Genomic DNA, 23,717 nt, shown 5'->3' with positions numbered 1-23,717 from the left:
CATTGATCACTGTTGTTTTTCAGCACCTTGTGCAACGCACGTGCAAGATGATCTTGAATGGTTGACGGTGCGTCAGAGATGTCTGAGTATCCGTCAGCCTTTACGGAGAGTTGTCGTCGAAGTGGCCTAGCAACGTCCGAGGAGCGGCGGTGACGGTGGCGTCCCACGTCCCCGTCGGCGACCGGCAAGTGCGGTTCGTGTTGATGCAGTCGCCGCCCACGAAGTATCGGCCCATGTTCAATCCGCACCTGTACTCGTTGGTCGCGGCGATCCGTGCGGCTCGGCCGGACGTCGGTGCAGCCGTCCCGGCGCGGCAGCCCGCCAGGCGTCCTGCTGAGGCGGGCCGGACACCTACCCCGACATAGCCACGGCCCCGATCTGCGGGTTCCGGCGCTTGATCCCCTACACCACCTGGCGGGACCATCTCCAAGGTGGACGGTCATCGTCTGCTGACGTTCGAGGCCTCGGGACTTGGCTGCGGCCATGGGCAAGCACCTGAACCAAGCGGGCCTCAGAAGGTGAACACCGGCGATACGGCTATTCCAGGTCCCAAACGGCGCTGAAGAGGGCCAGCTCGAGCACGTCTGGGGCTGCGGGCCAGTCGATCGACGCGGCCGCGAGACGCTCGTTGGCGGCGTACATCCACCGGAGGTAGACGTCGTAACGGTGGGAACTCCAGCCGCTGTCGCGCCAGATCCACTTGGCGATCGCCTCGGACCACTCGTAGCCAACCGCACGTCCAACCTTCGTGGCGTGTCTGCGCAGGACCCCGGCGAGCACGCTGTCGAGGATCAGGGGACGCGGGCCCTTCACGTCTGGCAGCGCCTGGCCCGCGAAGTAGAGGAATTTAGTGAGGAACGCCAGCCCGAGGCCATCGAGAGTGTGCAGCACCTCGTAGGCTGCGACCGCGCCCTCGTCGACGAGCAGGGACACCGCCTCGGTGAGGACGGCCTCAGCGCTGGGCTGGGCGAGCACCTGACGAGTGCGGTACGGGCCGTAGCCCGTAACACCGTAGCCCCACACCTGCGTGGCCACGAACGCCTCTGCCCAGCTCTCGGACTGCTCCGCGGCCCGGACCGCGGCCACGACCTCGGCTCGGCTCACCGAGGCCGAATCGGCCGCCGCCCGGTCGGCGAAGGTGGTGGGCCAGGGCGTTACGGCCATCCAGGTGGATGGCACGTACGGGATGGTGTGAGGGCCACTTCCGTTCGCGTACCGCTGGCCGCGCTCCGGGTCGGCTAGCCACTGCCCCAGTGACTCCACCGCGCTTGTCGGCAGCAGCAATTCGAGCATCGTCTCATCGAGCTTGTCCGCCTGCCTCTGGTCGTACCTCATGGCTGTCGTCGCCCCCCATCTCCTCATGTGACGCGTCATAGTGGCGTGTAGCGGTGACTGAGGCGCCACGCCGACCCTCGACTGCTGGCTTTGCACCGCTTCCCGCTACTGCGGTCACCACGACACCGCATACCATGGGGCAGTTCGGCACCAGCCTGCTATTCCTCTGTCAGGTGTGCGTTCTGCTCTGCCTTGCGCAGTGATATGCCGAGCCTGGAGCGAGTACATGAGGGGGAACGTGGCCGAGATGCCGCCGAGGGCTGTGACGCCGCAGCCGATGCAGATTTCGTCGTGGCAGCAGGCCGAACTCAACGCAGCCCGCTGGATGCGCCACTGGGGCTATACCGATGCCACCGCACGCCCAGGCGGCCCGGACTCCGGCATCGATGTCCGCGCTACTGGCGCACTGGGACAGGTCAAGTACCAGGCCGCCCAGGTCGGACGTCCGGAACTGCAACGCTTCGTGGGAGCGCGCCCGTACGGATCGACCGCACAGCTGATCTTCTTCACCGGCAGCGATTACGCACCCACCGCCGTGGCCTACGCCCAGGAGTGGAACATCGCGCTCTTCAGGTATCACCTGGACGGCGCGATGACGCCGGTCAACGACACGGCACGCCGCATCCACCGTTCCTCCGTGCCCATAACGGCTCGGAACCCTGAGACGGCCGAAGTACAGACGTTCTGGCGGCGGAACTGGCGTGTGGTCGCGGGTGTTTGTCTCCTCATGGCACCGCTGGGCTCGATCGGAGACGAGAAGACCTACACCGGCCCGCTCGCCCTGGACGTCCTGAAGTTCATCGGCATCCTCCTCGCGTGCTGGTCGCTCGGCACGTTCCTGATAGCCGCACGGTTCGGCATCCGCATCTCCCTCCAGATCCGGCCCTTCCGGGCGGCCGTCGTTTCCCGGCCAGGAACAGGCCCGGCGACAACGGTGGGCGGGACTCGTGTGCCACGCCCCACGCACGACCGCGCCACAGCGGCCTCCACAACCCAGCAGAATGGCCTGGTGGCTGAGGCCGCACGTCTACTCCGTACCGGCAGCAAGCAGCACCACGTCGACAAGATCCTTAGAGATCGCGGTGTCGGATTCATGGATCGAGGCCGCATCCTTACCGAAGCCAAGAAGCTCAACAAACGCTCCTGAGGATCGGCCTCACTCCGTTACGAATCCGATTCAGCGCTTCGCCAGCAGGTCATGGACACCGGCACATCAGAGGTCAACGACGATACGACGCAGGCTGGGCTGACCGTCACCTTACGACGAGGGTCACCGTACCTCTTTAGGCCGAGGTCCTCTGCACTACGTCCGCGGTGGGGCGTGCGCCCGTCTCGCAGGGTTACAGCCCTGACCAGGCAGCTACACCTCAATCACTCGCTCTCGCGGATGTAGGTCACCCCGAACGCCTTGACCTGGCGGTATGCCTGGAGCCTGGTAGCCAGGTCGAATGCGTCACCGGTGACGTACTGGAAGATGTCGAGGCCGCGGCCGAGCACGATCTTCCAGCCGGTGTCGGTGACGATCGAACGGTCGTGGATCGTGTTGGTGAACGAGACGTCGAGGTTGATGCCGCCGGCTGCTGCGCCCTGCTTAACCTTGAGCAGGAGCTCAAGCTGCTTGCGGACCTTGTCCTCACCGCCGTTGCTCTCTGAGGTGATGAGTTTGACGTTAACCTCGTCGGCGGCGTCTTTGACGGCTGCGATCCCCTCGATGAGTTCCATGAGGTTGCGGGCCTGGTGGAACTGGCGAATGTAGGGGTCCGTGATCGTAATTTGCCCGGCCCCACGCAGGTAAGGGGCGAGCAGCGTGTCGAACGAGACGCCGCGCTGATTCTCCTGGAACTCACGGTGCCCCTCGAACAGCGGCGCCACCACCTGCGCGTGATCACCCGGAGGCCCATCCTGGACGGCGGGCACCGCCGCGTCCGCCAGCGGCTCGATCGCGCTATCAGCAGCCTCGGAACGCTCGCGGTGGTAGTAGGCCGGGTATTCGTCCTCTTCCAGGGTCGAGACCGCGTGCCAAGCTCCGCTACTGTCCAGGTACCCGAACTTGACGTCAGCCATCGTCGAGTCGATCCGCAGGATCTGGTCCTTGACGCGTTTGCGCCCCTCGATCGCGAACCGCAGGAGCTCCTCGATCTCCTCGGGCGCTGCCTCCCCGTGCGGGTAGAGGATCTTCATCAGCCCGGAGAACGTCTTGTGGATCCCGTCTCGGTCACGCGTCGAGATATCCGACGAGAGCGAGAAGTGCTGCTGGTAGCGGTCCGAGTAGTCTTGGGAGCGCATCGACTTGAGCACTTCGGCGATGTAGTCGACGACGAACCCGTAGCCGTCCGAGAACATCTCCCCGCGGATGGTGTCGACCTCCCACCCAGGGATGTAGTGGTGCAGCCGGTCGAGGTAGGCGGAGTCGTGGTAGCTCTCAGGCAGCTCGTCGAACAGGTCGGAATGCTTGAGCATGTACGGGACGGTATGCGAGGTGTTGCCTACAAAAACCATCGACGCCTCAGCGCCGAGCGTCTCAACGCCACGTGAGAACGACTTGTTCGCCATGTAGTTCTTCATGATGTCGACGAGCGCCCTGTCGGTGCGCTTCTTCTTGCCGGCGAACTCATCGAACGCGACAACATCCCAGTAGCCGACCAGGCCGATGCGCCCGTTGGCGTTGTTGACGAACAGCTTCGGCACGGTGACCTCACCACCCGAGATGAGCATGCCGTGGGGCGAGAACTCTGAGAAGATGTGGGACTTGCCGGTGCCCTTGGGGCCAAGCTCGACGAGGTTGTAGTTACGTTCGACGAACGGGATGAGCCGCACGAGCTGGATGAGCTTGGCCCTCCTCCCGAACAACTCGGGATTGAACCCGATGGACTGCACGAGCAGGTCGATCCACTCGTCGGTGGTGAACTCGCGCCGAGCTGCCAGGTAGCCCTCTACGTCGAAGTTCGACAACTGGATGGGCTTGATCGACCCGAGAATCCACGGCACGACCCGCGGGTCGGCACTGTGGAAGTACTCGATGTCGCAGATGCACCAGACTCCTCCGACGAGCAGCTTCGGATGCGCCTTGATCGTGGTCGGCTCGACGAGCACGCCCTTGATACCGAGGTTAGCGAACTCGGCCTCGTAGACGTCGTCCTTCTCGTTGAGCGTAGCCGTGACCTTGTCGATGATCCGGTGCCGCCCGCGCTCGCGGATCGTGGATTTCACCAGCTCGGACTGGTTCCGGTGCACGTAGTGGTCGGCCAGGATCTTGCGCACCGTGTGGATGCCTGCCTGGATGGTGGCCTCGTCATCAGAGGCCGCGTACTGCCCGAGCAGGTACTCCAGCACGTAGGACGGCACGATGGCGTTGCCCTTGACCGCCTTGACCAAGTCCTTGCGCACGACGGCGCCCGGGAAGAGTCGGTTGATCTTGCGGTCCAGCTCACTCTGCACCGGAGCAGCACCGGCTCGCGCGTCCGGGCCAACCGGTGCCTCCTGGCTGACCTCGCTCACTTCGCTCATGGCCGTACCCTCCCTAGAAGTCGAAGTCCGAGGCGAACGAGCGCTTGAGCATGTACATCGCCTTGCCGTAGACGCGCCACTGGTTCGTATTGGGGATCAGTTCTTCCAGGCGGAACTCGACCACCCTATTGTTGTACTCGTTCGCATCTTGGCTGAGCAGCATGACGGCGCTCTGATACCGGTCACGCTTGTCAGCCGACTTCTGGTCGAACACCAGCGGGGCATGGTTCGAGATGAGGGTCTCGCCGAAGTACAGGCCGGCTCGCACAGCGCGAGGCTGGACCTTCTCGCTGACCGGCTCGGTCTGGAAGAGCTTGACGACCAACTGGCCGGTGGTGATCTTGTCCGACTCAGGCAGGATTTCGACGTTGACCAGCCGAGTGTCGCTCTTGCGCTTCTTATTGATGGCGAGCACCGGCACGACAATCTCCTGAAGGGTCGCCCCGCCGTGGACGAACCTCGCGCCGGAGCCTTTGAGTCGCAGTCGGTGGATCGACTTGGGGATCTGCACCTCGTAGTCGCTGTCGAGTCCGAGTTGCCCCGAGTCGAACGTCTTGAACGCCGGGTCCGTCTTCAGCCCGGTTCCCAGCACGTAGCGGCGCGCCTGCACGGCGATGTTGTCGCCCTGCGGTGCGACGGATAGGTAGCCCGCCTCGTCGAGCGCGGAGTCCTGGAAGAGGAAGCCGTGGTCAGCGGTCACAAAGATGTTGGTGGCGTCGGCGCCCGCGAGGCGCTTGACCAGGTCGACAAGCTCCTCCAACGTCTTCTCGGAAGCCTCGAAAACCTGCCGCTCGGTGCCGTGCTTGTCGCCGGTCGCGTCGATGCGGTTGTGGTAGACGTACATCACCTGGTGCTGCCGGTACAGCTCGCGAATCTCGTCGCGGGTCATGCCCAGCAGGTCTTCGGCGGGGACTGCCGTGCCCCGCACGCTGGCAAGGATCTTACTGCGGTTGTCAGTGCCTGAGGACGGCTGGCCGTCCACATCGACGCGATCGCCGATGCCGGAATGTCCGATCGTGGTGTGTGGCAAGAGTGCAGCCATCCCGAGCTGGGTGTAGCTCGGCAGCACGCCCAGAACGGCATCGAGGGTCGCGTCGAAACGGTCCTCCTGACGAATACGCGAACCCAACTCGTCAGCAATCTCGTAGCGCAGAGCGTCGGAAATGATTACGACAGCCTTACGCCGGCCGTCCCTTGTGATGGGCCTGACATGGTCAGCAAAGAACGAGGTCTGCGGCCGGAGCACAGCGGAACGCCACTGGCAGACGCCATCGACATGCTGTTGCCAAGCAGCGCCCAGTGTGTATAGGAACTTGTTCGTATAGAACGACTCGACCTGTGCTCGCAGGCCCTCCAGGGGCCCGGCGAACTCGGCGGTGCGGGCCGCGTGGGTGAACTGGCGGTAGAGCTGGTCGATGCGGAACCACTCACCTCGGTACCGTTCCAAGCCCTCGTCGAAGGACTGCATCGACAGACTGAGCCCGCTGAGCGCGGTCAGCAGGTCGGAGGCGCTGCCAATCGCGGCGTACAGCTTGCGGTACCCATCGATCCAGATGCTGCTCTGGCGGCTGCGGATGGCCTCAGTGATCTCGCGGGCCGCAACGGTGCGGTCGGCTACGGCACGCGCGAGATCACTGATGATCTTGCGGTCGACTTCCTCAAACAGGTCATTGCCCAGCAGGTCTTGGAAGCCTGCGTCCTCGATCGTGCTCGCGTAGTCCAGGTCGCGAGCCACGCGTTTCGCGAGCGTGGTCATCGTCTTCTGGCTACGGACGTCGTAGCGCAGGCTTCCGAAGTCGAGCTGGATGTTCCGTAGCCCCCCAGGGTGTTCAGACTTGAACCCCGCGATAGCTTGGCGGAACATCCACAGCACGAAGTCGTCGATGCTCGGGCTCTGCGACGTGTACCCGTAGATCCTGCCGACGCCCTGCCAATGGAAATCGTCGAGACCGTAGTCGACCAAGGTGCGGTACTTGGCGTCGGTACCAGCAGCGTTCTCGATGAGCAGGGTACGGGTGATCTCCAGCAGACTGTGCTCGCACTGCCCGAGCAGCACCGCCGCCATCTTGGCGCGCAACTTGTCAGCGTCGTCATCGGCATTGAGCAGCGCCTTAAGGCTCTGGACCCGTTTGACGGCCCGGAAGAACTTCTCGTGTACCCGCACGACGTCGCCGATGCCGTCGGCGGCAAGCCCGAGTTCCTGCTGCACCAGTGAGGTCCGATCCGCGGTGAACACCCCGTAGGCCAGCTCCAGATCGAGCAACCAGTTGCCGATCCCCGCCGGCACGGCACCCGAACGGTAGACGAGGAACTTCGCGTCGGGCTCCACGTGCAGCAGCCGGTGCTTGATCACGTACTCGTCGTTGGCGACACGCACGATCTCGACGCCCTCCAAGCCGAGCGCGTCGAGGTCAGCGGCATACTCGCCCTCAGGGTCATGCCAGAACACCACCCGGTTCGTCTCGAAACGATGCTTCAGGTGGGACCGGACGGCGGATGTCTCAGTCATTGCTTGCCTCAAGACCGGGAATCTTCTTCAGGGCGGCACCGAGCTTCGGGTAGTTGGCCTTCACACCGTCATCGAGGTCGATCTGCACCTGCTGGGTCGCCAGCGGGTACAGCACGTCGTGCTCGTACTCGTCAAGCTCAAGCAAAACCTTGCGCAGGCGGTCGACCTCCTTCTGTGCGGCAGCCTTCTCCCGCAGCGTGCCTGTTCCTACGGCAAGGCGCTCGTGGTGCTGGCGGCTGGCCTCCAGCTTCGCCTTGAACTCCCGCAGGTACTCGTTCAGCACGGTCGAGGCAGTGGACGGCGTGTAGCGGTGCATGTAGATGAGGGCGTTGAACGACCCCTTGGGGCTAGAGAACAGCCAGTAGATCGGGCGCTTCTTGTACCGCTGCACGTGCCCCTTGTAGAAGGACTTCACGAAGTAGTCGCGCAGGCCCTTGACGCCGAGAGAATCGGTAACAAACCGCAGGTTCTCCTCGAAATGCTGCTCACCGAACGCTACCCGCAAGAACTGGCGGAATCGCGCGACAATGTCGTCCTCGAACCAATCGCCATCGATGATCGGGATGACGTTGTCCTTGTCGGGCAGGAATGACGGGCTCGGTACCTTGGCGAAGTAGTCCTGAAGCGTGTCGCCATGATTCGCGAGGATGAGTCCCGGCTTATCGATACTGTAGCGACCGAACATGCAGCCAACGGCGTAGGAGACAAGCTCCTCGACCATACGCGCGGCCAGCATGGTGCTGCGCACAGTGGCATCTCGGACGTGCCCAAATGCCCAGTGGGCGTTACTGTTCAGAGTGATGTCCGTGAGCCCGACAGCGGGATCCACCAAAGTCGCTAGCCCAAGCGACTCCGCGAACAATGAGTTGTTCTGCTGTTCGAGTTCTGCCAAACGAGCGGAACGCTCGTCGAACTTATCCATGACTCGATCGAGAATCTTGGCTAGTGATAGTCCACTACCCCTCTCCTCTACCAAGCTATTCACTGAAAACTCGCGCGAGACCTCTGCCTCGTTCCAGTCTGCACGAGCAATTGACAGTGCTTCTCGAGCTTTTTCTTCAATTCTTGCGGTAGGAAGCGTCGCAGGCCACGGAAGGCTCGATACGTTCCCGGGCTGGAAGTTCAGCGTCGGGTTGAGCGCGTGGAGGAGGAAATCAGCAACATTTGACGAGAGGTAGGCAAGCAGTACCAGAACGGAGACTGAACTATGCGATGGGAAGATGTTCGTGGACGGGTCGTTGAAGATATACCCCGCCGGATGGTAGCGCCCTGAGAACCGACCCGACGAAATTTTCGACCAGGTGACGCCTTCGCGAAAGATGTCATCCAAGTTGAAGTTGTGGGCAAGGATCCGCGATCCGGTCCGGTCCAGCCGTGTCTGCAACTGACGTCCATCATGTTGCCAGTCCACAACTGCCGTAATATTTCCGTACCATTTGCGGTACTCACCACCCTTTGAGATCGGGAACCATCGAAGCCCAGACTCTGCAGCCTGGCCACGCGTCACAACTGTTCCGATGCCTTCGGCGGATACCTCAAACCATTGGCGGAGGTATGAGTCATTATCTCCCGTGATGAGTCCGATACGGGTGTAGGCGACAGAGGCAAGGTTTATTCCGCTAGCGAAGGCGGGGGCAATCTTATCGGCCACCCAGTAGGCAATCACTGCGCCAGGCAATGCGGCCAGGTCGGCGTTCCTCACTCGGTAGAGGCTATTCAAGTTCGCCCCTGCTGCGACCTGGCGCAGCTCGTTCGCCTTATCGGACTCTGTCGTGCCCCCGATAAGCCGCACATAGGCCCCATGGGCCGACTCGTGCAGTGAATCAACTCCGATGACGAACGCTGTGGTAGATACGACTTGGCCGCCAATACTGTCAAATGCGTTGGCCCCAAGATGAGCCATCGAAGAGAGCTGATGACTATCGGCGATCCACTTTCTGAGCTTTTCGAATGATGCCAGGAACATCCATGACTGCATCGTAATCATGGCTACTCGTCCATTCGAAACGGACAAGTCAATGTTGCGTTCGATGAAAGTGGCGAATAGGTCGGACTTTGATCGAGGGAACTCGGCCTTCACGAACTCACTCAGACGCGCATCCATGTTCCCAGCACCCATGTAGGGCGGGTTCGCGACGACGACATGGTAACGGGGCAACAGGCACTCCGCCTGACGAATGACGTTATGCGCGCGTTCCCAAAGCTCGCTGCTGATGATGTCACTGTCGTCCGGCCGGCTTGTGTCGAGGTGTTCTCTGAGCGGCTCGATCAGTTCCTCACGCGGGCGGATGAGCGATCCGAAGGTGTCGGCCTGCTGGAACTGATTCCAGAACGATTCCTCGGCGGCGCGGTCGCCACCGCGGGTGACGAGGATGTCCAGCTCATCCCGTGTGAACGAGATGGGTTCGAGCACGCAGATGTTCGGCTCGACCTGCTTGCTGAAGAACGTTCGCTGGCGAGCGCGGGCCTTCATCGTGAGCGCGAACGCGGCAAGCGCACCTGCACGGGGGTCGATCTCGGTGCCGCAGAGGTTGTTGGCGAGAATCAGCCCAGGGATGTCGGACGGTGCATAGCCCTCCTCCTCGTAGATGGCGTAGAGGAGGTCGAACGCGTAGGTGAGCATGTGGCCGGAGCCGCATGCGGGGTCGATGATCTTCAGTTCCTCGGGGCTGGCGACCTTGAGGTAGTCGGTTTCCTCGTCGGCCGGAGCGATGTAGTACTTCATCTGGTCGGCGATCCGCGAGGTGGGCCGGTTGGCCAGCCAGAGTCGTCCGAGGGAGTTCTCGACGAGGTAGCGGACGATCCAGTGTGGGGTGAAGAGCTGGGTGGCAGCGGGGATCTCGGCAGCGCCGGCCTTCCTGTGCTTCTTGAATCCGGCGAAGACCTCGTCCTTGCGCTCGGAAATGTAGAACTGGTACAGCCAACCGATTACCTCGACGTCTTGGCAGACGTCTTCGGTGAGCACGGTGACGGCCCGAGCCAACACGGAGTCGTCTGCGAGCAGGTTCGCGGGGATGAGCAACTCGGTGTAGTCGCCTTCGCGCTCAAACATGAACGGCATCGAGCGATTCCAGTGACGGCAGTACTCCGCGAGCAGCAGCGAATACGCCTCACCATGTGGGTCGTCGCTTCGGCGCGTGCCATTGAGCAGGCTTGTCACAGTCTCGGCCGTGCGCTTGTTGCTGACGACCGTGCTGTCGATGTTCCCGCGCTTGGCTTCGGCGAGGATCTCCGGCTGGCCGGCCTCGCGTCCTCGCTCGGGAGACACGATGTTGACGCCGGTGTAGCCCTTCGCGTCCATGAACCGCAGGGCGATGATGCGGTTGAACCAGGTGTAGGCGACCTTTTCCGCTACGGCAGCGCGGCCCCTGTCCCCGCCGCCGGCCGCGTGGACGGCCTTCTCCAGTGCAGCGACGGCGCCACGCTGCTCGACGCTCTCGGGCGAGGCAGGGGCGAGGACGACCGCGATGCGAGCCGCCACCTCACGGATGAGTGCGGTGCGGGCCCAGGTAGCGAAAGACTTGAGCGGAGCGGTTTCCATCAGAGTGCAATTCGCTTTCCGTCGTTGAGCGTGGACAGCAGGGCGCTACGGAGCGCGTCGAGGTACCGATCGACGTCCTCGGTGGTCTCCAGCACGCCGTGGACACCCGGCACCGTTATGGTCTTGACCGAGACGGTCTGCTTGACCGGCGCGGGAACGGGATCGTCGGTACCGCCAGTGGGGCGGGCGGAAGAGACGAGCTGATCGAGCAGCGCAGGATAGGTCTTCTCCTCGAAGCTGTTCCCCTGCTCGCGGATGAGCGCGATCTGCCTCTCGCTGCCGAGTCGGTCGATGATCTGGTCGATCGTGCGAACGACCCTCTCCTTTGCATCCTCCGTGGCGTCCTCGTAGTAGGCACTGCCGAGCACCTCGGTCTTGCGTCCCTCAATGGCCTCAATCACCGTGGCACGGTTGGTCGCGAGTGCTTCGTCGACCTGCTTGCCGAGCGCCTCTGCGGCTCGCTTGAGCTGGATCATGCGGTTGCCGCGGAACGCGTTGGGGTCTTCGAGTAGCTGCTTCACCTCGGCGTCGCTTCCAGTGGGAAGGTAGCCGAGGTTGTTAGTGCTCGCCGTGAGCTGAGCGACGGCTTCGTCGTAGATGGCGCGCTGGCCTCCGTTGAGGAACGACTGGATCGGGTCGATCACAGATTCCTTAACGTCAAGCAGTTCGTCACCGAGACCGAAATCGGTCAGGTACCACTCGTCGGGCTTGCCAACGACCTGTTCAAGCAGTGCGATCGGGGCGGCCAGCTGCTCCACGAACGGGTACTTCGACCCGTTCACACACGCCTTCAGCTCGTCGAGCTTGCCGCGCAGCTTGTCGCTGCCGTGCCGGGCAAGCTCAAGCGGGTCCTTCGGCGCGGTTGCCTCGTCGAAGAAGTCGGTGCAGAACTTGCGGAGCGTCGCGACCTTACGCTCGTCGAAGACCTTCTGGAGAGCCACCACCGCGTGCGAGTGCTTCTGCGTGTTACGCAGCACCGTCGCGACTTCGGTGCGCTTCAGAGCGTTCCCATCGACAGTGATCGTGAGTTTCGAGTTACCGACAAGCCACGCAATGACGACCTCGATCGAGGCAAGGTCCCAGCCGTAGGGTTTTGCCTGGAACGCACTCACAATCGTCTTGACGGTCGCCTGCTCGCCGAGCCGGTCTCGTTGCAGAACGAACGAGAACACTTCGTCGCCCGGGGTAGCGAGCATTGACAGCGACGGGTCGTCGAACATGCCCGACTGGTCGGGGTTGGCGAACGTGGCGACCTGCTGCTCGCTGTAAGTCGCCCCGCCGAGCAAACGGAGCTGGGTGTAGGTACGGCTGACGAGGTCTTGGAACCCATCGGTCACACGAGCAATGGCGTCCTGCGATGCGGAGGTCACGTCGGCGGCGTTGATTACGAGGTCTGCCTTGCCGACGGCCCGGCGGATGCGCTCGACGATTTCCTTCTCGCGCTCGACGTTCTGTGTCGCCTTGGAACGAAGGATCTGGTCCTCGATCGCCGAGAGCGATGTCGTCTGCTTGCGCTTGGTGTACTTCTCGGTCTTGATGAGCAGCCGCAGGTCGGACAGGGCACGCTCGTCGGGTTCCAGGATGACGCGCAACTCGTCTTTGCCGGCGCTGTGCATCCGGGTCTCTTCGGGGCCGAACGGGTACTCCGGGGTGATGAAGTGAACTGTCAGCTCGCGCTGCTGTCCATACACCTGGTCATCGAGCTTGTAGCCGAACGCGAAGTCCTGTCCATTCTTGGCGTACCGAAGCTTGTTGGTGCGGATGACATCGCTCGTGAGCACCTTGAACAGGCGACCGCTGACCTCGGAAGCGTCGATGTCGACGTTCTTGATCTCTTCCTCGATGACCTGTTCTTCGTTGGTCAGGTACACGTAGACGTTGCCGTTGCGCTGCACGTATGTCTGGGTCTCCAGCAGCGTCAGGGCCTCCTGTACCTGCTTGGACAGGGCGGGCAGGTCAAGGCCGAACTGGTCGTAGACCAGTACGGTCAGGTTGCGCGGGGTCGCGTGGAAGCCCTCGACGTACTTGACCAGGAACAGCGCCTTGAGTAGGCGCACAGCAAGCTCGTCGTCGAGGTTTCGCTCGGCGACATCGATCGAGCGCTGCGCGGCGGACTTCAGCGAGGCACGGATGCCCGCAAACATGTGGTCAAAGGTCGCGAGTCTGCCGACCTCGACATCGCCGACGTCCTTGGCGACCTGCTGCACGACGCCGAGCATGGAACGCTCACCGACCGAGCTGTTGCGGCCCTCGAACACGTTGTGGTCCGAGATGCCTTCTATCGCCGCCTGGAAGAGCGGGAACTGGTAGCTGACGAATGGGTACGTGCCGGCAAAGTGCGCCTCGTCGGTGTAATTGCGGTAGGTCTTCGCACCGTCAACGAAGTCGAACAGCGTCTTGAAGTTCGCGTGCTGCTCAGCGTAGATCTTCGCGAGGGCGGACTCGCCCGCCTCGTTCTTCTCCAGAAGACGCTTGCGGATGACCTCCTCAACATCGGCGCTGGTGAGCTTCACTCGAGTCCTGAATCGCGCCTGGATCTTGGAGAAGTCGTTGCCCTGCTGCTTGGTGCGGTCACCGACGACCTTGTCCATGTCCTCCTGGGAAGTGACGAACACCCACGCCCGCCCCTGGCACTTGGTGTTCAGCGACTCGGCGATCGTCTGGAGGTTCAGCATCAGGTGCGTGTTGGACCCGATGAACTGGCCGACCTCGTCCACGAAGAAGTTCAGCCGGAAGCCCTCGTCCTGCTTGTCGACCCACGCCTTGACCTCGTTGGCGAAGTCCTCGATCGACACCGAGTACTCGGTGCGGTACTTCGTCAGGATGTTGGTCGGCGTCCCTTCGGACTGGCCGCTGACTTCGGCGTACGCCTTGGCCACATTGGCCTCTTCGAGGACACCCTCCTCGCGGCCATGTGTCCAGTCGCGTCCCGCGATCTGTGCGTACGCGGCCTTGAAATCCTCGTACTGGCCGCGGTTGTCCAGGTCCCGCTCGAATCGCGCCACGTGGCCCTGGTTGCCGTAGTAGCCGCAGCTCTCGTCGAAGACCTTGACGAACACCTTCAACAGCGCGTCGCCCTGGTCCTTCGTGATGAGCGTCGCCTTCTGATCGATGTTGAACAGCAGGCTCTTGGCCGGGATGCGGTCGGCCTTGGTCAACAAGGCCGGGAGGAACGCCCCCTGCGCTTTGGACCGGAAGCTCTCGGACACGCGCTCGCGCGGGAAGTCCTGCCCGTCTACGTCGCCGAGCAGGTGAGCGAGCATCTTGAGCAAGTGGGACTTGCCGGAGCCGAAGAAGCCTGAGATCCATACACCGTTCGCGTTGGTGTAGTTCGTGTACGCCTCAAGCAGGAGTTCGAGGCCCTTGGCCGCCTCGTTAGTCAGGACGTACTCGTCGACCTCAGTGCCCAGGTGCGCGGTGTCGTCAGCCTTGATGACGCCCTCGATCGGACGCTGGACATCCTTGGCGAAGATCGCATTCAGCTTCATCGAGTCAAGCCTCCTGTTCCAAGATGTTCTTGGCTCGGTAGTACTGGTCGTCTTTGAGTCGCCCGAACAGCACGAGCGACGATCCCAGCGTGTCGGACTGCTCGTAGCGGCCAGGGAAGAACAAGAGCATCGGCTTACCCGTGACAACGCTCTGCAAGTTGTTCAGCACGTTGTGCGAGCGGATATACGGGAAGACTTCGCCGATACCGGTGAGGAAGAAGATGTCGAAATCGCCCTCGTCGAGCTTGGCGCGGATCGCAGGCGAGATGTGGTCTTGCGGGTCGAGCATCCCCTGGAGCAGCTCACGGAAGTCGGCTTTGTCCTGTTCCGGTTCGAGGGCGAGCAGGCGATCCCAGACTCCGCGCTTTTTGAGCATCTCCACCGACAGGTCGTAGAGATTGATCTCGCGGACCTCGATTCCCTTGTTGGCCAGTCGGTTCTTGATGCGCTTCTTGACCCCCGCAACCACGAGGGCGTCCTCGGGGTCGTAGGGGTAGATGAAGAACGGCACCTCGTTGCTCAGGCCCTCCATCTGGAGGAACCGCTTACCGCTGAGCACCTGAAACAGGTGCTCCTCCTGCTTGGACAGCTCGGTCGGCTTCACCGTTCGGCCCTCCCTGTAGCGTGATCATTAGTCGGGAAGAACCGCAGGTCGCTCGGGCTCCCCGTGCACAAGGCGCTAGCGACCCGCCGCGATAGCACGGCCTTCAGCAGGTGTCCGCGGTCAGAGAGCAGACCAGCCTCCTTCAGCATCCGAAACACGTTCGAGCGCAGCCTGCGCCGTGTCGAGTCCTTGACTTCAGCCAGCTCCGTATGCCATAGGGCCTTGCCGCGCACGAAGCTGTCGTAGTCCTCGTATGTGAGCGTCGATGCCAGCAGGAGGAACCGCTCGCGTACCACCTCCTCGGCGAACTCACCGATCAGGTCATAGCGACGGCAAGCAGCCGCCCACAGCAAGTGTCCGCGCTCAGTGGCCGTCGCATCGATGAGCAGCTCGATCTCACCGTCGGTGAGCACGGATAGTCGCTGGGTGACCTCGCGGGCGAAGCGTCGCCCGGACGCGACCGTGCGAGCCTGCAGCAGGTTGTCCTGCTCGATCACCGCACGCACCTTCGACCAGTCGTGCTCGCGCAGGTACATCGGCGCGACAATGACAGCCTCGCGCATGAGGAGGGCACCGCTGGTGAACGAGAGCGCATAGCGCGACGCAGGGGCGGTCCCTTCCGACACGGGTCACCTCTTTTCGGAAATCAGGCAAGTCGTCCAGGATACGGCGCCCCACCGACACCTCCCTCGTGCCAGTGGGCGAACCGCCAGGTCAGCCCGGACCTGCGTGATCGCTCGATGACGCGGCACCCCCGCTGCGTACCCATTCATCGATTTCACTGGCCTGGAACTTCCAGAGGCGGCCAAGCTTGTGGGCTGGCATGCCCTTCTCGGCGATCCACCCGTACACCGTGTCCTTCGTGATGCCGAGATGGGCGGCGATGTCGTCGGCGGACAGCCACGGTTCAGTCACGGTGGAACCTCCAGTCGACATTCAGTGTGAGCACATCGGGCATGCCTACCCTACCGGTGCCAGCGGAGGTTCATACCCGGTTTAGCCGGGTGTAGCCGGACCATGCCGCGCTACTCGGCGCCTCTCCCGGTCCAGTACCGGTCACGATGGGGTATGGAAGCTTCACTCCCGGTTGGCGATGATACCGACCCGGCACTCACCTGAAGGAAGTAGCGAGAGGGGCTCGGCAACCGGTGAGGTGTCTGCGCAGTTCAATGCTGATCACGAAGACCGCTTGCGAGCTGGGCTTATCCGCCGCTGGCCCGGGCTACAGGGCGTTCCTGTGATCCGCCTTCCTATCGTGCGAGCCCGCTCCGAACGAACGGCTCGCGCCTGTCCGGAGCCAAGGGCTCGAGGGTCCGCTGCTCGTGGGCCTTGGGGTGAGTCCAAGCCCGGCCCTGGCCTCCTCTTCCCTTGAGGTCCGTCGGCCAGCCAAAGGGCACGGACGCGGCCCGCCACCCGGGCTACACAGAGCGACGGCAGGTACGACTCCTCTGCATGGTCCGGGCCGCGACTGCGGGGAAGAGGTGACGGGGCTACTCGTCCTCGCTGTTCGTCTCGCCGTCGAGGTCCTCGGGCGTGATAGTGCGTCGGTACCGCGGGTGATCCTTGTCCATCTGGAGAGCCGCGTGGAGGGGGATCGGGTAGCGGGTGCGGTGCTTCCAGGCTAGGGCCTGGTGGCAGAGCCTGGCGGTCACCATCATCAGTTCTCGGCGGTGCTCTGTGTTCACGGCGATCGGGAAGATCTCGGTTGCGGTCATGGCGTAGTAGTTCGCCTTGATCTCGTTCTTCCCCTTGTTCCACGGCAGTGCGCCATAGCGGGTCTTCTTCGAGCCCTGCCTGCCGGCGCCGTTGCCGTCGAACTGGTGGGTGGTGTTGACCAACAGCCAGGTGCACTGCTTGCCAAGATCCAGATCGGGGTCGATCCGGAAGACCTGCGTGGTGCGTTCCTTGGTCTTGATCTCGCTGTCGTCCTCGTCAGTGATAGTCACCTGCACCGGACGGGGGACCTCCTCATCGGTGGTGTTGAGCCGGATCACGGCGATCGGCCGGTACTTCGGGGCGATCGTGGAGCCCGGGAGCCAGGTGGTGTTGGGCTCGGGTGGCTGGCCCTGGGTCCTGTTGTTCAGGCCCTTCCACAGCCGCCGACAGGCGACACCGTCCACCGTGACCGTGTACGGGATGCCACCCAGGTAGTCGGCGAGGTCTTCCAGCGCCTGGTCGATGACCTTGGCGGTGCTGGAGTAGCCGGCGAAGTTATCCATGAACTCCGTCATCTTCCCTGCCGGGTAGTCGGCGGCGTGGAAGGCGGCTTCGGCCAGGTGGTATGGCCTCCAGGTGCGGTCGGTGTAGGACCATCCGTGGAGCGTCCACGCACCGTCCGGCACTGTGGGGGGCTTGAGGACGCTCGCGGAGACGGAGATCCTGGCGTCCCTCTCGCCCGGGCGGCGTGACTGCCTGCGGACATGAACGCCGCAGTGCGCTACGCCGTCGGCTGGGAGCTCACCGATGGGCTTGGTCAGAACACGGGAAATCCGGCGGTCGATGAACCCAAGGTTGCGGTAGAGATCCATGAAACAGGACAGGCTCTGGTGGTCCATGCCAGTGGACTTGTCGATGCCGGTCTGGACGGCCCTGTCGATGTACTGGACGACCAGGTCCATTTTGGCCAGGACGCGGTGAGTCTGGTGCTTGGCGTCTTCGCTGTCCTTCGGCCTCTGTGGGGAGCCCTTCTTCCCGTCGCCGTACTCGGTTTCCGCCCACACACCGACGATCTCCCCCGACGCCGCCTTCAAGGAGAGCAGGTCGGCCGTGTGCGCGGACCGGCCGGCCGCAGGCCCGTGCTGGAGGAATTCGGGAACGTGGTGGAAGACGACGCTGACCTGGGTGCCGTGCAACGTGACGCTCTTGCCTTCGGCGGGGTTGACGCTGGCGGGGTCGAGTCCGTAGGCGCGGGCGAGTGCGTTGATCATCCGCTGACGAATCTCGTCGGTCGCCCACAGGCACACGATGCGCAGGTGCTGGAGACCCATGGCGTCCAGGGAGCGGGTGATGTCCAGCGGCTCCATGAGGACTTCGTCCTTCTTGGCCTGCTTGAAGTTGCCGCCTTCGAAGAAGCCGTACAGCGGCTGGCAGTTGTCGCCGAGGGTGGTCTGGATGTGGTCGTACAGCCCCCGGTAATAGTCCATGCCGACACCCGAGCCGACGGGGAAGTAGAAGTTCTTGGCCATGATGGGCCGCACGACGCCCAGTGGCTGCGGGGCGGGCCTGTCCTCACCGTTCTCCCGGGCTTGCTGGCGGGCCAGCCTGTCGGCCTGGATCTGCCGGTCGACCTCGTGGAGGACGGATCGGCCCATGCCGAGCCGCGAGAGAGCTTGGAGGGCGAGCCTGTTGACGTTGCGCAGGCGCCCCCGGCCGTCGAGTTCGACCTCGACCAGAGGCCTGCCTGCGCCATCTTGCTCGGCGAGGACGGTGCGGGCGAAGTCCATGGAGCTGCTGATACGAGTCGCCGAGGCGGAGACGAGGATCAGGGGGTCCTTCACGTTGGGCTCGGTCTTCATCCGCAGCCGGATCCGCGGCAGGGCGAACCGGGTTCCGGACTCGTCCGGCCACGGGTCGTCCCATGCGACGAGGCCACCGGCCGTGTCGGGGCGGAGCCGGACGGACAAGCCATCGATCTCCCAAGGTTCGGCCGCGACACGGCGGGCAAGGTCCCAGGCGACAGTCTCGTACACCCAGTTGGGGGCGTCTGGCTGCCTGCTCGGCGAGGGCCGCAGGTAGTCGGCCAACGCGCGCTGCTCCTGGGGGGTGGAGGCGAACTTCTCCGCGATGCTGACCGGCTGGTTCAGGTCGATGTCATCGATGTCTTCGCCTGTCGCCAGCCCGTACAGCAGGGTGAAGACGTCGCGGACCGTGTCGTCGTCGATGGGGTCCCTGCTGGCCAGGACAGCATGTTTGGCATCGAGCCAGACGTACCCGCCAGTGAGGGCGCGAAGTGCCGTCGTGGCGACGGAGTGTGGGGCCTGGACCTCGTCCCGCCCAGCCCGTCGACGGTAGGCGTTGTCGAAGATGTTCCACAGCTTGACGCCGGCCGGGCCGCAGTCGCGGACGTGGACTGAGGCGTCCGAGAGGAGGCTGCGCGTGACGCGGACGGCGAGGAGATCGAGACGCTGGGTCGCCTTGGGTGGGCGGGAGGACATGTGGACGGGTTCTCCTTCGGAGGTCATGCGGCCGGGTCGATTCCGGCGTAGGCGAGGAAGGCGGCGAGGGCTTCGCGGTAGATGTCGCTCATGCGGCGGCGTTCGTCCTCGTCCCAGTTGTCGTGCATCCGCTTGAGGATGCTGGCGAGGTCGGCCTGCCACGAGTCGCGGTGGAATGCGTAGTCCACGAGGTGCAGGGTCATGTCCGTTCCGCCGCGCCGTGCTCGTCCGGCGAGCTGGATCATGTCCACGACCATGCCTGCGACGATCTCCTCCTGAAGGACCTTGTGGGTCGACCCGAAGCCCGGCGCGGAGCGCATGATCAGGCTGAGGCGTCTCCACGCCTCAGTGCGTGCTGCTGTGAGAGCGGCGACAGGGTCGTCACTGGGCTCCTTCGGCAGGCTGTTGAGGCCAGCGGCGTTGACCGAGGCGTACATCTCCGGAGGATCGCTCAAGAGCGCCAAGGGGCGGGTGCACAGGTAGACGGGGGTGATCGCCGACTTGGTGCCGATGACGATGTTCAGGCCGCGGGCGATGCGTGCCATGGGGACGACGAGGATCTTTCCCTTGGTTGGGAAGGTCTCGAACTCCTCGGGTGTCAGCTCGACGATGCCGGCGGGCAGCGGCGGCAGATCGCTGCGGCGTTCCTTGTCTGGTGGGATGGCGACGCACAGGCCGCCGCTGTAGTTGCCGGAGTTGAAGATGCCCAGCGCGATGTAGCGGCAGTGCAGGTAGGAGTTGACCACCACGGCGGCGTGGGCGCGGTCCTTGTCCTCCTTCTCCAAGCGTTCGAGCTCGGGGTGGAGGCGGGTGTCGTACAGGCTCTCGCCGAGCGCTTTGAGGGCGGCGGCCTTGAGGTTCTGGGGGAGACCGGAGATCTGAATGGGGTTGTTGAGGGAGTCGGTGATGGTGTGTTTCTTCGCGCGGATGCTGTCCGGCGCGGCGTCGGTCATCCACCACTTCACGGTGCTGTGGATGTGCTCGCGGACGGCTTGGGGAAAGTACGCGGTCGCGGACAGGCCCATGACGGGCCGCTCCACGCCCGCGAGAGCGAGGGAGACGATGCTTCCCAGCTGGGCGGTGTAGGTGTGTGGGTCTCCGGTGATGCTCTGGGAGGTGAGCTCGCCGGTCTTGGCCGGGTCGTCCAGGCCGGTGACGCGGTAGCCGAACAGGGCGCGGCCGAGCATGCCGAACGGGAGGATGTTGGCTCCGATGCCTCGTTCGAGGCGTTCGGCGAGGGAGCGGGCCGAGGCCAGACCGCTGGAGCGAAGCTGGGCCGTCTTGCCCGTGAGGTCGTTGAGGGTGTCGTCCAGCTCGGACAGCCAGGTTCGGACGATGAGCAGTTCGATGGCCTCGGCGCGGTCGTGCTCGTTCTTGACGATGCCGCTGAGGATGTCGCCCAGGCGGTGCTGCGCGTGGGTGAGCAGATCGGTACCGCGGTGGCCGAGAAGGTCACCGAGGACGCCGCGGATCTCCTGGAAGTGGTCTTCCAGTTCCACGGTGCTGAACGGCTCGGCGAGCGGGTCCTGGCCAGGTTTGGGCGGCCTGAGCGCGTTGAGTTTGTCGAACAGCTCTTGCGGGATCTCCTGTTCGCTTGTGATGCCTGATTCGGGGAACAGCAGGTGGATCAGGCGGCGGTCCCGGCCCCCGGAGATGTGCCATCCGGTGCTGTTCATACCCGCCCGGTCACCGACGGGGCCGCCGTCGCCCTCGTAGTGCCGCAGGTGGAGTTGGCCTTCGCAGACGGCGGCCAGCAGGAACTCGGTGAGGTATCGGGCGTAGGTGACCGGCGGAACGAGTTCTTTGACCGTGGCGGGCGGCTGTTTGCCCAGCTCGTCGTGGAGCTGCTGGAGCGGGATCTTCTTGTCGAGGCGGGAGTCCAGGACCAGCTCACTGGAGCACTTCCCGATGGCCGTGGACTGGAACTGGTCGATCTCGTCGATGAGGGTGGCATGGCACCGGCGCAGCAGGAACTCGGCCACGCTAAGGCCGTCGGTGGGCCGACCGTCGAGGTCGATGCCGATGGGCATCCGGCCCATCATGAAGTTGTGGTGGTTGGTTACCACAACGGAGGCGGTGCAGGCGTTGTGGTGCTGCTGGTACTTCCCGCAGACCGGCACGAACGGGCAGCGTCGGGTTCCCATGGCTGGGGGCAGCGGGTAGAGGCTCATGCAGGATTCCGAGCCAGCCGGGTAAGGGTGCGTGGACTCGGTGAAGCGGTTCAGCGAGCAGCCGTAGGAGAGCTGGCTGATCTTCCACCGGATCTTGGCCGGCTGCTCGGCGATCGAGCCCTCGATGCGGGAGGCGACCTTCATGGCCCGCTCGTGCAGTCCGTAGGGAGACATCAGGGGCGTGCACGTCTCGTGGTGGCCAAGGTATGCGAGGTCCTGGCTGATGTCCCAAGCTGCCGCGAGTGTCGCCTCGACGGTGGGCAGGACGATCGCGAGGGTCAGCCTGTTGATGGCGAGCCACGAAGCCATGACGCGGACGAGGACGCTCTTCCCGGTACCGGTGGGGGCGTTGAAGACCTCGGTGGCACCGGCGCAGAGGCGGATCATCTCCTTCGGAGAGATCGTGTCCGTGGTGTTGAGCTGGCCGAAGAGCGCCTTGAGTACCTGGTGCAGGTGCCGGCCTTCGGGCTTGAGTCGCTGATCCAGCTGTCGGGCGAGGTCGAGAAGGCCGCTGGTTGGGATCTCGACGTTCGGTGTGTGGGCGGCGGTATACACCTGCGGCGGGCTCTGGCACGGGTCAGTTTCGGAGCTGCCCGCGAACGTGGGGAGAACGGCGCGGCCCTGGATCTCCCCGATGCCCCCGGCGTAGAGCTTGCGGGTCATCCACATCCCGGCTCCGGCGGGCGGCGCAGGCTTGGAGCGGGGGTGATCCTTGTGGACCCGTTCCAGGGTGCGGTCCACATAGCCCAGGAGAGCGCCTCCGACCCGGGGCGAGGCCGCTTCCGTCACGGCCGGTTCACCGACTGGAACGAACTGGGGGGCCTGCCCGGCGGGAGGCGTGGCCAGTCGTTTGCGGGCGGCCTGCGCGAAGGCCGGAGCGCTGGCGAACTCACCCGGAGCGTTGACGAGAACGTCCGCGAGGCGTTGCTTCTCCTCGTGCGGGAGGCTCGCCCAGGCCGACCACTTGTCGTACTGGCCGGACAGGAGGAACGCGGCGTGTCTGAACCTCGCGGTGGGCTGCCCGTGCTCGTCGGGCGGACCGGGGAAATAGTGGGCGGCGAGGGCCAGCGCGCAGAAGACCGCCGCGTCGTCCTTGCGGAGCTTGCTCGTCAGGCCCATCGGAGTCCCGCCCTCCTGCAGATCTTCTCGCCCACGTCACCCGCGGTGGCGACGTTCAGGCCGAACTCCTCGCACACCCCGCGCAGCAGAGGAAGAGAGGCTTCACGGTGGTCGGGGACGACAATCCACTCCGCTCCACCCGCGTCGCCGCCGTCAGCCTGGATCTTCTTCGCCAGCAGCTTCTCCGAGGTGAAGTCCTTGATGTCGAGCAGGAAGGACTCCGTCTCGTCGTCGCGGTGCCACACATCCACGTGCAGGTCATAGGCATCCTGGTAGGGCCACACGGTGACCGCGCCGGGACAATCTGCCCCAACGCCCAGGGCACCAGGGCTCATGTAGGGCTCCGGGGCGGCGGCGAAACCGCGTGAGCGCAGCGCGTCATACAAGGCGATCTCGACGAGACCAGGAACGGTGGTGTAACGCCACGGTCCACGCGTCAGCGCGAGATACCCGGCGGCCGGCAACGGCTGCGGCACGGGCCCTCGCAGGTCGGGGGCCAGGACGGACGCCACTCCAGCGGGGGCGGGGGGCGGGGCGCCCGGGATCAGCGACGGCGGCTTCCCGGCATCGGGGATCTTGAAAGTGTAGGAGGCTCCCATCAGCTCCGCGTGCGGTCGGTAGAAGCAGCGGACCCTGCCAGTGACCGTCTTGCGGGAACGGTGTTGGGTGACCTTCATCGGCCAGCGGCACACGGGGCAGGCGAACCACCACTGCTCGTAGAGCGCGGCGAAGCTGATGGGTCGGTAGAACTGACCGACGACGCTGGGGAGGTTCAGCCGCCGCACCTCCATCTCGGTCCCGGCTGGCAGACGAGACAGGTCGGAACGTCCCTTGACGTATGCCTCTTGGGTGCCTCGCTTCCGTAACCCCTCATAGACGGTGACCTGATCCATCTCCTGTTCGAGTTCCGCGAGGGAGGTGGACCGCCCGTCCCGGGTCGCCTTGAGGACGGCTCGCGCGACCTCCCTCTGTTCATGGTCCAGATCGAACAGGTCCTCTTCGAACAGGCCGTCGCCATTGATGAGTTGGATGCCGGTCATCTCCTCCGGCGGCACCCCGTCAGGGAGGAGGAGGGCGAGTTCGCCAGTCAGCATCTGCAGGAAGGTGTCAAAGGGGAGCGGCTGGCCGGGTCCACGGGCGGCGAGGACCTCCCCGTGGCCCTCCATCAGAGTGCGCAGGCGGCCTTCGGGAGCCTGCTCGGTGTTCGTGAAGGCTTCGGCCGACATGGCCGCCGCCCGCATCACCATCTGCCGGATTACGTCATGACTGATCGGCTCGGTCATGGAAGT

Annotated in this window: 12 protein-coding genes; 1 reads left to right on the top strand and 11 read right to left on the bottom strand. The window is 64.0% G+C overall.

The genetic code is table 11. From position 1 onward, the window contains the following. Window positions 1–537: 537 nt before the first annotated feature. Entirely contained in the window at window positions 538–1,335 is a 798-nt protein-coding gene (locus tag MDN94_RS18905; protein ID WP_482726910.1) for an 8-oxoguanine DNA glycosylase OGG fold protein, read from the bottom strand. Between the two features lie 226 nt (window positions 1,336–1,561). Between MDN94_RS18905 and MDN94_RS18900 the strand changes: the two genes are divergently transcribed. Then, window positions 1,562–2,482: a restriction endonuclease gene (locus MDN94_RS18900; RefSeq protein ID WP_482726909.1), complete on the top strand. Its 921-nt coding sequence runs from the start codon at window positions 1,562–1,564 to the stop codon at window positions 2,480–2,482. A gap of 224 nt (window positions 2,483–2,706) precedes the next feature. Here MDN94_RS18900 and brxL read toward each other — a convergent pair whose 3' ends face one another. From brxL to MDN94_RS18850, 10 genes are all read right to left on the bottom strand, one after another. Next, window positions 2,707–4,842, bottom strand: coding sequence for a BREX system Lon protease-like protein BrxL (gene brxL / locus MDN94_RS18895; protein WP_482726908.1), 2,136 nt, complete (start codon window positions 4,840–4,842; stop codon window positions 2,707–2,709). A gap of 13 nt (window positions 4,843–4,855) precedes the next feature. Beyond that, entirely contained in the window at window positions 4,856–7,351 is a 2,496-nt protein-coding gene (pglZ, locus tag MDN94_RS18890) for a BREX-1 system phosphatase PglZ type A (RefSeq protein WP_482726907.1), read from the bottom strand. After that, complete coding sequence (gene pglX, locus MDN94_RS18885; RefSeq protein WP_482726906.1) at window positions 7,344–10,892, bottom strand: BREX-1 system adenine-specific DNA-methyltransferase PglX; 3,549 nt, start codon at window positions 10,890–10,892, stop codon at window positions 7,344–7,346. Before pglX ends, pglZ begins: the two co-directional genes overlap by 8 nt. Further along, window positions 10,892–14,380, bottom strand: a complete 3,489-nt coding sequence (gene brxC / locus MDN94_RS18880) for a BREX system P-loop protein BrxC (RefSeq protein ID WP_482726905.1) — start codon at window positions 14,378–14,380, stop codon at window positions 10,892–10,894. Before brxC ends, pglX begins: the two co-directional genes overlap by 1 nt. 4 nt (window positions 14,381–14,384) lie before the next feature. After that, window positions 14,385–14,984 carry a DUF1788 domain-containing protein gene (locus MDN94_RS18875; RefSeq protein WP_388210037.1) on the bottom strand — a complete coding sequence of 200 codons (600 nt, stop codon included), beginning with the start codon at window positions 14,982–14,984 and terminating at the stop codon, window positions 14,385–14,387. Next, window positions 14,981–15,610: a DUF1819 family protein gene (locus MDN94_RS18870; RefSeq protein ID WP_482726904.1), complete on the bottom strand. Its 630-nt coding sequence runs from the start codon at window positions 15,608–15,610 to the stop codon at window positions 14,981–14,983. The genes MDN94_RS18875 and MDN94_RS18870 overlap by 4 nt, the downstream gene beginning before the upstream one ends. 88 nt (window positions 15,611–15,698) lie before the next feature. Continuing rightward, window positions 15,699–15,899, bottom strand: coding sequence for a helix-turn-helix domain-containing protein (locus MDN94_RS18865; RefSeq protein ID WP_062022144.1), 201 nt, complete (start codon window positions 15,897–15,899; stop codon window positions 15,699–15,701). 575 nt (window positions 15,900–16,474) lie between these two features. After that, the gene (locus MDN94_RS18860) at window positions 16,475–19,138 is read right to left on the bottom strand and encodes an RNaseH domain-containing protein (protein WP_482726903.1); all 2,664 of its coding nucleotides are present in this window, start codon (window positions 19,136–19,138) and stop codon (window positions 16,475–16,477) included. Between the two features lie 23 nt (window positions 19,139–19,161). After that, window positions 19,162–22,428: a hypothetical protein gene (locus MDN94_RS18855; RefSeq protein ID WP_482726902.1), complete on the bottom strand. Its 3,267-nt coding sequence runs from the start codon at window positions 22,426–22,428 to the stop codon at window positions 19,162–19,164. Then, window positions 22,419–23,711 carry a restriction endonuclease-related protein gene (locus tag MDN94_RS18850; RefSeq protein ID WP_482726901.1) on the bottom strand — a complete coding sequence of 431 codons (1,293 nt, stop codon included), beginning with the start codon at window positions 23,709–23,711 and terminating at the stop codon, window positions 22,419–22,421. The genes MDN94_RS18855 and MDN94_RS18850 overlap by 10 nt, the downstream gene beginning before the upstream one ends. Window positions 23,712–23,717: the final 6 nt, after the last annotated feature.

This window comes from Streptomyces sp. WAC00040 (assembly GCF_056835925.1).
This window is presented reverse-complemented; position numbering and strand designations above follow the sequence as displayed.